Origin of the sequence: Streptomyces sp. NPDC007205 (genome assembly GCF_040634095.1) — a bacterium.
GTDB lineage: Bacteria > Actinomycetota > Actinomycetes > Streptomycetales > Streptomycetaceae > Streptomyces.
In genome coordinates, this window is the sequence record NZ_JBEYEW010000002.1 from 79,648 (window position 1) to 93,331 (window position 13,684).

The 13,684-nt window shown below is 72.1% G+C and carries 9 protein-coding genes and 4 pseudogenes; 3 read left to right on the top strand and 10 right to left on the bottom strand.

Annotated elements, in window-relative coordinates; genetic code table 11:
• Positions 1 to 35: 35 nt before the first annotated feature.
• Complete coding sequence (locus ABZ624_RS03920) at positions 36 to 1,631, top strand: carboxylesterase family protein (RefSeq protein ID WP_360082317.1); 1,596 nt, start codon at positions 36 to 38, stop codon at positions 1,629 to 1,631.
• A 41-nt stretch (positions 1,632 to 1,672) separates the two neighbouring features.
• On the opposite strand, the gene mmuM is transcribed toward ABZ624_RS03920, so the two are convergent.
• The 4 genes and pseudogenes from mmuM to ABZ624_RS03940 form a co-directional block, all read right to left on the bottom strand.
• Entirely contained in the window at positions 1,673 to 2,599 is a 927-nt protein-coding gene (mmuM, locus tag ABZ624_RS03925) for a homocysteine S-methyltransferase (RefSeq protein ID WP_360082319.1), read from the bottom strand.
• A 79-nt stretch (positions 2,600 to 2,678) separates the two neighbouring features.
• Positions 2,679 to 2,894: pseudogene (locus tag ABZ624_RS03930) on the bottom strand (histidine phosphatase family protein); the annotation flags it as partial.
• 239 nt (positions 2,895 to 3,133) lie between these two features.
• Entirely contained in the window at positions 3,134 to 3,637 is a 504-nt protein-coding gene (locus ABZ624_RS03935; RefSeq protein WP_360082321.1) for a nucleoside deaminase, read from the bottom strand.
• A 136-nt stretch (positions 3,638 to 3,773) separates the two neighbouring features.
• Positions 3,774 to 3,989: pseudogene (locus tag ABZ624_RS03940) on the bottom strand (hypothetical protein); the annotation flags it as partial.
• Positions 3,990 to 4,623: 634 nt separating this feature from the next.
• Between ABZ624_RS03940 and ABZ624_RS03945 the strand changes: the two are divergent.
• Together ABZ624_RS03945 and ABZ624_RS03950 are read left to right on the top strand one after the other, a co-directional pair.
• Complete coding sequence (locus ABZ624_RS03945) at positions 4,624 to 5,496, top strand: hypothetical protein (RefSeq protein ID WP_360083233.1); 873 nt, start codon at positions 4,624 to 4,626, stop codon at positions 5,494 to 5,496.
• Positions 5,497 to 5,653: 157 nt separating this feature from the next.
• The gene (locus tag ABZ624_RS03950) at positions 5,654 to 7,399 is read left to right on the top strand and encodes a DUF2264 domain-containing protein (protein WP_360083173.1); all 1,746 of its coding nucleotides are present in this window, start codon (positions 5,654 to 5,656) and stop codon (positions 7,397 to 7,399) included.
• A gap of 436 nt (positions 7,400 to 7,835) precedes the next feature.
• Here the strand turns inward: ABZ624_RS03950 and ABZ624_RS03955 are convergent, their stop codons facing one another.
• The 6 genes and pseudogenes from ABZ624_RS03955 to ABZ624_RS03980 all read right to left on the bottom strand — a co-directional run.
• Complete coding sequence (locus tag ABZ624_RS03955) at positions 7,836 to 8,663, bottom strand: alpha/beta hydrolase (RefSeq protein WP_360082323.1); 828 nt, start codon at positions 8,661 to 8,663, stop codon at positions 7,836 to 7,838.
• Entirely contained in the window at positions 8,660 to 9,253 is a 594-nt protein-coding gene (locus ABZ624_RS03960) for a TetR-like C-terminal domain-containing protein (RefSeq protein ID WP_360082325.1), read from the bottom strand. The genes ABZ624_RS03955 and ABZ624_RS03960 overlap by 4 nt, the downstream gene beginning before the upstream one ends.
• Positions 9,254 to 9,604: 351 nt before the next feature.
• Entirely contained in the window at positions 9,605 to 9,967 is a 363-nt protein-coding gene (locus ABZ624_RS03965) for a hypothetical protein (RefSeq protein ID WP_360082327.1), read from the bottom strand.
• Positions 9,964 to 12,840: a glycoside hydrolase family 2 TIM barrel-domain containing protein gene (locus ABZ624_RS03970; protein ID WP_360082329.1), complete on the bottom strand. Its 2,877-nt coding sequence runs from the start codon at positions 12,838 to 12,840 to the stop codon at positions 9,964 to 9,966. Before ABZ624_RS03970 ends, ABZ624_RS03965 begins: the two co-directional genes overlap by 4 nt.
• A gap of 12 nt (positions 12,841 to 12,852) precedes the next feature.
• A pseudogene (locus ABZ624_RS03975) lies at positions 12,853 to 13,187 on the bottom strand (ABC transporter permease subunit); the annotation flags it as partial.
• A 2-nt stretch (positions 13,188 to 13,189) separates the two neighbouring features.
• Positions 13,190 to 13,597: pseudogene (locus ABZ624_RS03980) on the bottom strand (sugar ABC transporter substrate-binding protein); the annotation flags it as partial.
• Positions 13,598 to 13,684: the final 87 nt, after the last annotated feature.

Consider the following 13,684-nt stretch of genomic DNA (forward strand, 5'->3'; position numbering starts at 1 on the left):
GAGTGCACGAGTGCGCGGCGAAGGGCTGGTGGGCGATGACGGCGGACCAGGCGAACCCCGCGGCCGGAACAGACCGGGAGGGCCCCGTGGTCCGGACGCCGTACGGGGCCGTACGCGGCCGGTACGAGCAGGGCGTCGCCGTGTTCCGGGGCATCCCGTACGCCGCCCCGCCCTTCGGGCCCCGCCGGTTCCGCCCGCCCGAGCCGCCCGAGCCCTGGGACGGCGTGCGCGACGCCGGGACCTTCGGGCCGACCGCCCCGAAACCGCCGTACTCCGAGGCGTTCGCGCAGTACCTCTCCGACCCGGAGATCCCCGGCGACGACTGCCTCAACCTCAACGTATGGACCCCGGACCCCAGCCACGGAGCCCGCCTCCCGGTCCTCGTCTGGCTGCACGGCGGCGCCCTGACCAGAGGATCCTCGGCCGTACCCGTCTACGACGGCGCCACCTTCGCCCGGGACGGCGTCGTCTGCGTCTCCGTCAACTACCGCCTCGGCATCGAGGGCTATGGACTGTTCCCTGACGCACCCACCAACCCCGGCCTGCGCGACCAGCTCACCGCCCTGCGCTGGGTGCACGACGCCATCGCGGCCTTCGGCGGCGACCCGGACCAGATCACCCTGTCCGGCCAGTCGGCCGGCGCCATCAGCGCCGGCGTCCTGCTCGCCGCCCCCCACACCCGCGGCCTGATCCGCCGGGCGGTGCTGCAGAGCGGCCCGCCCGAGGTCTCCGAACGCGACAAGGTACGGCGCATGGTGCGCCGCATGGCCACCCGGCTGAAGATCCCCGCCACCGCGGCGGCCTTCGCCGCCGTCGACCGCGACCTGCTGCTGCGCACCCAGGCCGAGGCCGGCCGGCTCAGCAGCCCCGTCCTGGGCGGACCCCAGTTCGGCATCGTCGTGGACGGCGACCTCGTGCCCCGCGACCCGCTCAAGGCCCTGATCGACGGTGACGCCGCCCCGGGCGTCCAACTGCTCCTTGGCTGGACCCGCGACGAGTACCGGCTCTGGTTCGTACCCGGCGGGCTGCTCGAACGCGTCGACCGGCTCGGCCCCGTCGCCCTCGCCGGGGCCATGGCCCGCTGCCACGCCGGCCACGAAATACCGCGCGCCTACCGCACCCTGCACCCCGACGCCGGCACCGCCGAGATCGTCGGCCAGATGGTCACCGACCACCTGCTGCGCGTCCCGCTGCACCGCCTCGCCGACGCCCGCCCCGGCACCTCCTACCTCTACGAGTTCGCCTGGCCCTCCCGGCTTCCCGGCCTCGGCGCCTGCCACGCCCTGGAACTGGGATTCGTCTTCGACAGCGGTGACATACCCGAATCGAAGAAACTGGCCGGCGAGGGCGCCCCACACGAACTGTGCGACGCGATGCACGGGGCCTGGGTCCGATTCGCGACGACCGGGAACCCCGGCTGGCAGGCCTGGGACGCATCCCATCCGGTGCGGATCTTCGGCGACGGTGAACCGCATATCGCATACGGTCCACGAGATGCGGAATACACCCTCTGGCAGACCTCCTCCACGGCCCCGACCCCCGACCCCGCCACCGACATCAGAGCCCCCGGAGCGGAACTGGCGGCAGCGGTACGGCGGTTACGACGGTCGGTCGGAGGCAGACGCCACTGACAGTCGGGGGGGGACCTGCGGGCCACTGCCGGACGAGCGGCTCAGGTCCTGCCCAGCGCCCGCGCGATCGAAGCGATCGCCTCCGGCCCCACCCGGCAGCACCCCCCGATGAGCCGTGCGCCGGCGTCCCGCCATGCCCCGACCTGCCCGGCGCCGAACCGCGTACGCCCCGTCCAGGCGCGCGCCTCGGCGTCCCAGGTCTCCCCGCTGTTCGGATAGACCACGACCGGCTTGCCGGTGACCCGCGCCGCGATCTCCACCGCGGGTTCCACGTCGTTCGGCGCGCAGCAGTTCACTCCGACCGCGATCACCTCGTCCACGTCGGCGGCGAGGCTGAACGCCTCCTCCAGGGGCTGCCCGGCACGCGTCCGCCGACCGTCGACGGTGTACGAAAGCCAGGCCGGCACGCCGAGTCCGCGCACCGCTCCCATCAGCGCGGCACCCTCGTCGGTGTCCGGCACGGTCTCCAGCGCGAGGACGTCCGGTGCGGCGGCGGCCAGCACCTCCATGCGCGGCCGGTGGAACCGCTCCAGCTCGGCGACGCTCAGCCCGTACCGGCCCCGGTACTCGGACCCGTCCGCGAGCATCGCGCCGTACGGGCCGACCGAGGCCGCGACCCACAGCGGCCGTTCGACGCCCTCGTCCCTGGCCTGGCGGGCGGCGTCCCGCGCGAGGTCCACGCTCAGCGTGAGCAGGCGCACGGCGTCGTCATGACCGATACCGCGCCGTGCGAAGCCCTCGAAGGTGGCCTGGTAGCCGGCGGTGATGGCCACGTCGGCGCCCGCGCGGAAGTACGCGAGATGGGCCTCCGTGACCGCTTCGGGCCGCTCGGCGAGCAGCCGCGCCGACCACAGTTCGTCGCTCAGGTCATGCCCGGCGGACTCCAGCTGGTTGGACATGCCGCCGTCGAGCACGACCGTCCCGGCGGCGAGCGCGTCGGCGAGGCCGGGGGAGGTGTCGCTGATCATGTCATGACGCTAAGGACTTGTTCCGCGATGCACCAGGGGGTGAGGGCCGCTGGGGACCGGAGCGATCCGGCGCCCCCTGCCGAAGGTGGCCCGTGCCGTTGAGCAGCTGCACCGACGCCTCCCCGTCCGCGTGGTACGCCGCCGCCGACAGCGACGCGACCCGACGTGCCACCGCGCCCCGACGGGCCGCCGCGTCGAGCGACTCGCCGCCGCCCGGGGGTGCCGTCGCCGGGGACTTCAGCCACGCCGACAGGTCATCCGCGTAGGCCTCGCGCACCTCCGCGAAGGTCAGCCCCCCGCTGGACCAGGCCTCCGTTGAACACCAGCGTGAAGTCGTACCGTGCCGGCACCGTTCCAGCGCGCCGCCCTCGGCCCATCCCGCGTCCTTTACCGCAGGTCCGGACACGATCTTCCCCAGCTTCATGGGGTCGCGGACCTCGGCCCAGAGGGTGTCCGGATCGGCGTCGACGATCGTCGAGTGGTGGTGCATCGTGCGCTTCTGCGTGGCCGTCACGAGACACCTCGTCAGTGACGTCAGTAGGCGATGCGGTCGGCCTTGGCCAGCCAGGCGTCGAACGGCGCCGTGCGGTTCGGCAGGTCCAGGTGCTCGACCGACATCGGCCACATCGACTGGGGCCTCTTCTCGAACAGATCGTAGAAGGTGCGGTCGTCGAAGCCGGCAACGGCGGCGTCGTGCCGGTCGGCGGAGTAGACGAGCCGGTCGACGCGCGCCCACAGTGCGGCGGCCAGACACATCGGGCACGGCTCACAGGACGTGATCAGGACACACCCCTCCAGCGAGAACGTGTTCAGCTTCTTGCAGGCGGCGCGCATCGCGCTCACCTCGGCGTGCGCCACCGGGTCCAGGGTCGAGGTCACCTGGTTGTGCCCGGTCGCGACGACCTCGCCGTCCTTGGCGACCAGTGCGCCGAACGGACCGCCGCCGTTCGTCACGCTGTCGGTGGCCAACGTGATCGCCTCGTGCATCCAGGCGCGCTCGAACTCGCGGACGCTGGTTTCCTGGGTGTGCGTGGTCATGATGACTCCTTCGTGGAGAGAGTGGAGAGGGTGGAGAGAGTGGAGAGGGTGGAGAGGGTGGAGAGGGTGGATAGGGCGGAGCGGGTGAAGAGGGTGGATGCGGGCCGGCCCGGGCGGGCGGCCGTCGCGGCTGGACGCCGCCCAGCTGCCCCGGCGTGGCCGGGGTGTGGGTGAGGTTCAGCCCCGTCGCGTCGCGGAACTCGTTCGCGATCGCCGGGGTGGCTGAGAGGATGGGCGGTTCGCCGACGCCGCGCACGCCGTAAGGCGCGTTGGGGCCGGCCCTTTCGATCACGTCCACCGTCATCGGCGGCGTGTCCAGGACAGCCGGGAACAGGCAGCCGGTGAACGACGGTAACGGTGACTCCGAGATCGGGCCAGGCGATCTCGACATGCCGGCCGGACAACGTTTCCGTCAAGGCTTCCCCCCAGTTCGGCAAGATGCCAGGATGGTCGAGCGGGGCAGGAAGCCCACGGCACTCATCCCTCGCTTCGTCGCAACTCGCCGTGCCCGTTGCAACTTCTGTGAGGAGTACACAGCCAACCGAGCGAGGTCAGCCAGGAGCGGAAGACATGAAAGCTCCCGCAGGTCGAGACCGGGTCTTTGTAGATTCCTACATGAACTAGTCGGGTCGTGGCTGTGGGGAAACTCCCAATACTCCAGCGGTACAGCTGGATTGGGCGGGCGGCAGGGATCCGGCTGGCCTGAGGGGATGACCACCCGACTCCCCGGCCCGCTCCACGGCGAACTCCGCGCCGTTCTCGGCCCCGTCAGCCGAGGCTCCGGTCTGTACCTCGCTCGCTCGCAAACCCCCGCAACTCCCGCAACGGTGTCATGCCCGGCGTCTGGCGGGTCCGGACTGGGCACCGCTCCGCCGCCCTGAAGGTGCTGACGCGGCCGGAGGCGACGGACGCCGCGTGCCCAGCACGGCGGCTGGGCGGCGTCGGGGGATCCGCGTCACTGGAACTACTGGCACCGCGAGGCCGAGGTGTACGCGTCCGGGCTCGCCGGGGTGTGGTGGGCGTCCGGCCTGCGCGAACCCCGGCTGCCGGCCGCGGCCGAACGAGCCGACGGCGACGTGGCGTTGTGGCTGAAGGACGCGCCGGGCGAGCCGGCCACCGCCTGGCCGCCGGACCGGCACGTGGAGCCGGCCCGCCGCCTCGGCGCCGCCCAGCGCGCATCGCGCGTCGCCGACCGGCCGTGGCTCTCGCGGCACTTCCTGCACGGCTGCACCGGCGGGCAGACGCTCGGCGCGGAGCTGCTCGACGACGACGCGACCTGGCGGCAGCCCCTCGTCCGCGACCACTTCCCGGCCGGTCCTCGCGAGGAGGTGGTCCGGCTGCGGCACGACCGGGAGTCGTTCCCCGATGTACTGGAAGCCCTTCCGTGCGCTTTCTGCCGCCTGGACCTGTGGCCGGCGAACGTCGTCGGGAGCGGCCCGGACGCGCTCCTGTCCGACTGGCGCTTCGCCAGTGACGGCGGCGCCCCCGGTGAAGACCTCGGAAACTGCGTTCCCGACTCGGTCTCCGACCTCTTCGTCCCGGCCCCCCGGCCCCCCGGCTGCCCGGCTGCCCCGACACGGTGCGGCGGGGGCCGTGCGTGCCCCGACGGTCACGCACGACTGGCTCACCCGGCGATGCCGGCCGCGCAGGCGAGGAGCAGCTCGACCACGGCGGCGGGCGCACCGTCTCCGGCGAACTGCTCTGTCAACACGCGCACTCCGTGCACGGCGCCACCGTCTACGCGGCTCTGGTCCGCGACGAACTCCTCGCCCTGCATCTGGTGCCCGAGGGCGCCGTGCGGGTGGGATGAAGCCCTGGGGCGCCCCGACCGGAACCGGGCGCCTCAGGCCCTGTCGTGAAACTCCCGCCTGCCCCGCGACGCCATGCACGCTCCCCCGGCCTTCGGCCGGCAGGATCCCCGGAGCACGCACCTGACGCCGCGAGGCCCGCCCCACCGGCGGACGACGGGACTTTGACGACAGGCCCGACCCGCCAGGAAGGAAAGCCACCGCCGTGATCGAACTGCCCGCCGACGACCGCGCGTCCAGCCCGTACACCGGATACACCCGCGCCCACTGGGAGGCCGCCGCCGACGCCCTGCTGGCCGCCGTCGAGCCCTACGCCACCCCCGACCGCGCCCTCTACCACCTCCCCGGCGACCATGTCAGCCACGCGGGCCACCTCTCCGACGGCCTGGAGGGATACGCCCGTACGCTGCTGCTGGCCGCCTTCCGCCGCGACGAGACCGCGCTCGGCCGCTACGCCGACGGACTCGCGGCCGGTCCCGGCGGGGTCTGGCCGCGCATCGAGGACCGCAGCCAGCCACTCGTCGAGGCCGCGTCCGTCGCCCTCGCCCTGCGGCTGACCCGGCCGCTGCTGTGGGACCGCCTGGACGACGCCGTGCGGCAGCGCACCGCCGACTGGCTGGCGGACGCGCTCACCGCCGAACCCTGGCCGTGCAACTGGGAGCTGTTCCCGGTCACCGTCGGCGGCTTCCTGCAGGAGATCGGCCACCGGCCGGAGGCGGCCCGCAAGGCGATCGACCGGGGCCTGGAGCGGATCGAGGGCTGGTACCTCGGCGACGGCTGGTACACCGACGGCGACGGCCGGAAGTTCGACTACTACAACGGCTGGGCCATGCACCTGTATACGGTCTTCCACGCATGGTTGGCGGACGACAGTGAACTGCTTTCTGTATACGGTCGACGGTTGTCGCGCCACCTCGCCGACTACGCCCGCCTCTTCGGCGGCGACGGCGCCCCTCTGCACCAGGGCCGCTCCCTCACCTACCGCTTCGCGACGACGGCCCCGCTCTGGCTCGGCGCCCTGACCGGCCAGACCCCCCTGGCACCCGGCGAGACGCGGCGCCTGGCCTCCGGCACCCTGCGGTACTTCCTCGACGGCGGCGCGGTCGACGAGCGTGGTCTGCTCCCGCTGGGCTGGCTCGGCCCCGACACCTCGCTCGTGCAGAGCTATTCGGGTCCGGCCTCCCCCTACTGGGCCAGCAAAGGCTTTCTCGGACTGCTCCTGCCCCCCGAGCACGAGGTGTGGACGGCACCCGAGGAACCCGCCCCGGCGGACCGCACGGACGAGGTGCGCCCCCTCGCCGTCCCCAACTGGCTCCTGCAGTCCACCCGTTCGGACGGACTGGTCCGGCTGCACAACCACGGCAGCGAGGACGTCCGCTACGACCCCTACTACACCCGGCTCGCCTACTCGACCGCGACCGTGCCCGCGCCGTCGTACGACAACAGCGTGATCGTCGGCGGTGAACCGAGCCGCACCCGGATCGAGCCGCTCGGCACCGGCGAGGGGTGGATCGCCTCCCGGCACACCGTGCGCGACGGGATCACCGTCACCAGCCTCGTGCTCGCCGAGGGAGCGGTGGAGGTGCGCGCCCACCTCGTGGCCGGCGCCGAGCCCGGCACACCCGTGCGGGTCACCGGATGGTCCGCGCCGGACGGACTCCGGGCCGACCTTCTGCCCGTGTCAGGGCTGTCGGCGGAGCCGCAGGGGCTGACAGGGAGGACCGGGACGGGCGGGGCCACGCTGTTCGTGGCGCTCGCCCGGCTCACCGGCGAGCCGGACCCCCGGCCCCTCACGGACCTGGTGTCCGTGAAGGTGGCGGAGGAACACGAGGCGGATCACGAAGTGCGCGTCCGCTGGGCGTCCGGCGCACGCGGTGTCTTCGTTCTCACCGCTTCCGACGGGCAGGTCTCACGGCTTCCGACGGGCGATCCTGAGGCTCGTCGTGGTCGGTGACGCCCCGGTGAGAGGGGTGGCGTAGGCCGGCGTGACGTACGACAGCTTGTCGCCGTAGTGCCCGCCGGCAAGCCGCCCGCGCCGTGCACCACGAAGCAGGCGCCGTACGCCGTGCCGTTCCAGGTGAGTCGCCCGTCCAGCAAGGGGAGCGGTGCCAGGGAGGAGGTGCCGGTCAGCCTGGTGGTCCAGGTCCGCTGCCGCCGGTGTCGCGGCCGGTCGCCGTGGCCGTCTCCGTCCACTTGTCGCTGTCGGGGCCCGGCACCTGCCCGCGACCGGAAGCCGGAGGCGGCTCCACTTCTCCAGGAGATCACAGGCTGGGGTCAGGGCGTTGGGAACTTGGCAACGTACTCGTCGAAGGGCTCGATGCCGACGTCCGCACGCCGTTCGTCCATACGCCCGGGATCCTCGCAGGGCCACGGAACGGGCGCTCCGTCCTTCACGCCGGCGATCTGCGTGCCGTCGACTGCGACGCGGCGGGCAGGGTGTCCACGAGGCACCGCGCGAACTCCTCCGGATGCTCCAGGACGCCGAGGTGGCCGCCGGGGTACTCGGTGAAACCGGCGCCGGCCGACTCGGCCGCCACCCCGGCCGTACGGTGCAGCAGCCGACCACGGGAGCCGCTGCCCGCGACCAGGGTGAGACGCGCGGAGACGGACCGCAGGGCGGCCGTGTCCGGCACATACGCGGTGAACGGGAGCAGGACGCGGGTGAGGAAGACGCCCATGGGCGTGGTCAACTCCTCGCCAGGTGCGGGCGGTTGCGCATCGGTGTGCTCGGCGGCGGGCGCGGGTGTGCCGTCGAGCACGGCGGCCAGCCCGGCCCCGGCCGCCCGCAACCCGGCGGCCCGAAACGCGCCGGCCACCTCCGCGAACCTCGCCCGCTGCCGGGCCGCGTCCGCGAGGACCTCCACGACGGGCGGTTCGTGCGCGACCACGTGCGCGAGCCGCCCGGGGTGCCGGGCGAGCAGGTCCAGGGCGGCGATACCGCCGGAGCTCATCCCGAACACGTACGCGGATTCGCCCGCCGGGAGCACCGCCTCCAGCACCCGGTGCGCACCCTCGCTCCAGTCCGTCACCCGCTGCTCGGCCACCGGCCGGCCCAGCCGCCCATGCGCGAGGCCGAGCGGGTCGTACGTGACCACGGTGAAGCGTGCGGCCAGCCGTTCGGTCAGCGGCCCGAGCCTCATCGGGTGCCCGGCCCCGCCCGGCACGACGAGCAGCACGGGACCGCTGCCCGTCACGTCGTAGTGAAGTTCCTCGGTCATGAACGGCGTTCTCCTGTCCGGGTCTCGCGCGGCCAGTGCTCCAGTGCGAGGTGCAGGGCTTCGACCGCCTTGTCCCAGGACGCCTGTACGTCCCGGCCGGCACCGAAGCCGCCGGCGGACTCCAGGGCGCAGTAGCCGTGGAAGGTGCTGCGCAGCAGGCGTACGGCGTCGGTCAGGTCGGGCTCGTCCAGGCCGTAGGCGCGCAGCATGCCGTAGGTGATCTCGGCGGTGCGGCGCATCGCGGGGGAGTCGGCGACCAGGGACTGGTCGATGCGGATCTGGGTGGCCGCGTACCGGCCGGGGTGCTCCAGGGCGTAGGCCCGGTAGGCGCCGGCGAAGGCGGCCAGCGCCTCCTTGCCCGCGCGGCCCGCCACGGCCGGCGCGATCCGGTCGATCAGCTCGCCGCCGGCGTACAGCGCGAGCCGGGTGCGCAGGTCCCCCAGGCCCCGGACATGCGAGTACAGGCTCGCGTCCTTCACACCGAAGCGGCGGGCCAGCGCGGACAGGGTGACGTTCGCGAAGCCCGCCTCGTCGGCGAGTTCGGCGGCGGCCGCGACGACGCGGTCGACGGTGAGACCTGCCCGAGCCATCCGACACCTCCTCCTTGGGGACCTAGGAGTAATCCTAGGGCACATAGGTTCGGGAGGTCCCGCCCGTACAGAACTCAGCCGATCGGCGTGAGCCCTTCCGGCAGACCGGCCATGTTGTACGTCAGCACGAGGAAACGGCCCGCCGTCATCATCAGCCAGTACACGGACGTCGCCGACGCCGCCACCGCCGTGCCGTAGCCGACGGTCTCCAGATGCGTCGGCTCCCAGCCGCCGACCCCGCCTCCACGGCCACGTTGAGGACGTACAGGTCGAGGAACCCGAGCAGGATCCGCGGCAGACCGAGCGCCGGGGGCGGGGCCGGGTGCCCGTCCGTGTCGGCAGGCCGCGTGCCTACGCCCCTGGTGCCCACGAGCGAGGTACACGCCGCGCGAGCGGCCAGCCGGGCGCCGGCGCGAACCCGGCCGCGCCCCCTGCCATCAGCCCGTAACCCGCCGCCGGCAGGACCCTGTTGGTGATCCGGGTGTGCACGGCGTTGAAGGCGAGCACACCCGCGACCCTGCCGGTGAAGTGCAGGCTCAGGCCCAGCCCCGCGCTGGACGGGGACGGGCCGGACGCGGCGCCCAGGCCCGGGACCGCCGGACCGTACAGCGCCTGGAGCATGCCGATGAGGACGAAACCCACGCAGGACGCGACCGCGGCCGGCCGCGTGAAGAGCCGGCCGGCCGCGGTGGGACTCAGGACCGTGGCGGTCAACTGGTCTCCGGGACAGGGGTGGTGGAGAACACGAAGGAGAACTCCGCGGGCTCGGCCCTGAGGTGATACCGGGGGAGCGGGCCGGGACCGCAGGACTGGGAGCCGAGGCCGTGCTGGCCGTGGTCGAGGTTGACCCACACACTGTCACCGGGGGTGAGATCGGTACGGTGCGCGGCCGCGTCCAGCTGTTCGGTGGTCCAGCGGCGGGCGGTGAGGAAGAACTCCGGGGCGCCCTCGATGCGCAGGCCGCCGAGCTCCGCCCAGCGGACGTCGGCGCGGGCGCCGTTCTCCTGCGGACGGACATACGGCGTCTGTAGATCGTCTACAGTCGACCGCCAACGGCCGACTGCAGACGCCATACTGCTGTCGGGATACGCCTCACCCGGGCCGCCGCCGTACCACTGCACACGGTCGGCTGCAGACAATCCGAAGCGGACGCCGAGCCGGGGCAGCGGTACGGTCCAGTCGCCCTCCGGTGTCACGGATACCGTCAGCTGTAGACGATCTCCGTCCGACGTCCAGCGGTATACGGTCGACAGGCCCACCTCCCAGGCCGCCGGCGCCACTCGTGTACGAACCGTCAGCGCGTCGTCGCCCAGCTCCACCGCGTCCAGCCGGTGCCGCATGCGGTGCAGGCCGAGCTTGCGCCAGAACAGGCCGTAGCGGGTGTCGGTCTGCCAGGCGGCGCCGTCGTCGTTGTCGGTGGTGGCCCGCCACACGTCCAGGCGCAGCCCGGTGACCTCCACCCCGCCGACCGTCTTCAGGGCACCGGTGCGGGCGTCGAAGGTGGCCGGGCCGAGGGTGATCCGGCCGTCGCCGATCGACGGTCCGGCGGTTGCCGCGACCGACGGCATCTGGCGTGCGGACACGGCGAACTGGCCCCAGGCGACGACGTGGTCCTTCGCAGCCCACTGGGTACCGGCGGCGAGCAGGGCCCGCACCGTCCAGTGGGCCTCGCCGGCAGCCGTGGCGACCGGCGGCTCCGGCAGCTTCACCTCGGCCGACTCACCGGGCGCCAGCGCCGGCACCGACAGGGTGCCGGACTCCACCGTCTCGCCGTTCACCTGGTAAGCCCAGGTGAACACCAGCGCCGACAGGCCCGCGAAGTCGTACTTGTTGGTGATGCGGACGGTGCCGTCGGCGGCATCCCCGTCGATGGCGACCGGCTCGATCACCTTCTTGTACTCGATCAGCCCGGGCGAGGGCTCCCGGTCCGGGAAGAGCAGGCCGTCGCAGACGAAGTTGCCGTCGTGCAGTTCCTCGCCGAAGTCGCCGCCGTAGGCGTAGCCCAGCTCCGGGTGGGCGATGCCGTGGTCGATCCACTCCCAGACGAACCCGCCCTGGAGCCGGTCGTACGACTCGAACAGCCTTTGGTAGTCGGCGAGTCCGCCGGGACCGTTGCCCATGGCGTGGGCGTACTCGCACAGGAGGAAGGGCAGTCGGCGCCGCTTGTGGGCGCCGCCGTCCAGACCGCGTCCGATGCGCTCGACCTCGGCGTGGCCGGCGTACATCCGGGAGTACACGTCCGTGTCCCGGCAGGTGAGGTCGCCCTCGTAGTGCACGAGCCGGGAGGCGTCCCGGCCCTTGATCCACTCGGCCATCGCGGTCAGGCCGCGGCCGGTGCCGGCCTCGTTGCCGAGAGACCAGATCACGACCGAGGGATGGTTCTTGTCCCGTTCGACCATGCGGGCCGCGCGGTCCAGCAGGGCCGGGGTCCAGCGGTCGTCGTCGACGGGGTTGTCCCGCCAGGCCTGCTCGGTGAAGCCGTGCGTTTCGAGGTCGCACTCGTCGATCACCCAGAGCCCGTACTCGTCGCACAGATCCAGGAAGGCCGGGTGCGGCGGGTAGTGGGAGGTGCGGACGGCGTTGATGTTGTGCCGCTTCATCAGCAGGACGTCCTCGCGCATGGTGGCGAGGTCCAGTGCGCGGCCCTTCTCCGGGTGCCACTCGTGCCGGTTGACGCCCTTGAACAGCACCGGTCTGCCGTTGACCTTGATCAGACCGTCCGACAGTTCCACCGTGCGGAAACCGATGCGCAGCGGGATCCGCTCGCCCTCGGTGGCCAGCTCGCCCGCGTACAGCCGCGGTGTCTCCGCCGACCACGGCTCGACCGGCACGGTCACGCTGTCGCCGGTCGCGATGTCGACGCCGAGTTCGGAAACGGTTACCCGGCCGTCCACGTCGGAGTCGACGCGCAGGGTGCCGGTGCCGGCGCGGTGGTCGTAGGAGGCGTGCACGAAGAAGTCGACTGCGGCGCCGGCCGGTCGGTGCAGCAGGGTGACGTCACGGAAGATTCCCGGCAGCCACCACTGGTCCTGGTCCTCCAGATAGGAGCCGGCCGACCACTGGTGGACCCGGACCGCCAGTACATTGTCTACAGTCTTCAGTAGATGGCCGACCGTGAACTCGTGCGGCAGCCGGGATCCCTTGAACTCGCCGAGGTCCGTGCCGTTCAGCCATACCCGGGCGCAGGACTCCACGCCGTCGAAGCGCAGCACCGCACCCCCGTCCGACGGCCAGTCCTCAGGCAGGTCGAAGACCCGCAGATGGTCGCCGGTGGGGTTCTCGGTCGGCACGCGCGGCGGGTCTACCGGGAACGGGTAGAGGTGGTTGGTGTAGATCGGGGCGCCGTGACCCTGGAGGACCCAGTGGCCGGGGACGGCGATCTCCGCCCAGTCACCGGCGTCGTACCCCTCCTCGGCGAAGGAGTCGTCCTCGGCGCCGGCCGTCGGCGACAGCCGGAACCGCCAACTACCGTTCAGGGAAAGGGATGTGGCGTCCGAGGACGCGTACCAGGCGCGGGGTGGCAGCGCCCCTGAGCCCGGTGAGACGTCCTCGACGTAATCGGTGACGGTGCGGATGCTCACAGACATCGGTCTCCTAGCTCAGCCCTTGATGCCGGTCTGCGCGATTCCCTGTACCAGCCTGCGCTGGAGGAAGAGGAACACGAACACCAGGGGCAGCCGTTGATGAAGGTGATGGTGGCCATCGCGGCGAAGAAGTTGAGCGAGTTCGGTACGACGATCCGCCAGTAGGCGCCCCAGTAGCCGAGCCCGTCCACCTGTGCCGCCTCCTCCAGCTCCCTGGGGAACCCCAGGAAGTACTGCCGGAACAGGAAGCAGGTGAAACCACTGAACAGGCCGGACATGATCAGACCCCGGTAGCTGTCCACCCAGCCGAGCGACGACACGAGGACGAAGCTGGGCACGAAGGTGACGGCGAGTCGTCGATCATCCGGACGCCGTAGATCTTCCCGTCGAACGTGTGCGAGGCGATGTCGGCCGCGTTGAAGTCGTCCTTGACCGGGGTGATGAGGTCCGTCAGGTCCGCCACCTGGCCGCTCTTGACGAGCTGCATCTGCGGGTGGCACTCGAAGACGTCGGGCGCCTGCTGGGTGAGCAGGGAGGCGAAGAGCTTCGTCTCGTAGTCGTTGCTGGTGATCCACTGCGTGGACACGTCGGCTTTCGCGCACGCCTTCGCGTCCCACTTCACGGCCTGTTCGACCCCGGCCTCGCCGTACGCGTGGAAGAACTGGGTCAGCTGCTTGCCCGACCCGCTGCTCCCGCCCCGGCCGGCGGCGGCCCGGGGTATCGAACGGCGGTCCCAGTTGCTGTTGCTCAGTGCCGGCATGCTGACGTCCTTGTCTGTATGAAATGCCGCTGCGGCTCCCTGCCCGGCGGCCGGGCCGGATGGGTCGGATGCAGGGTGTGGTGCGGG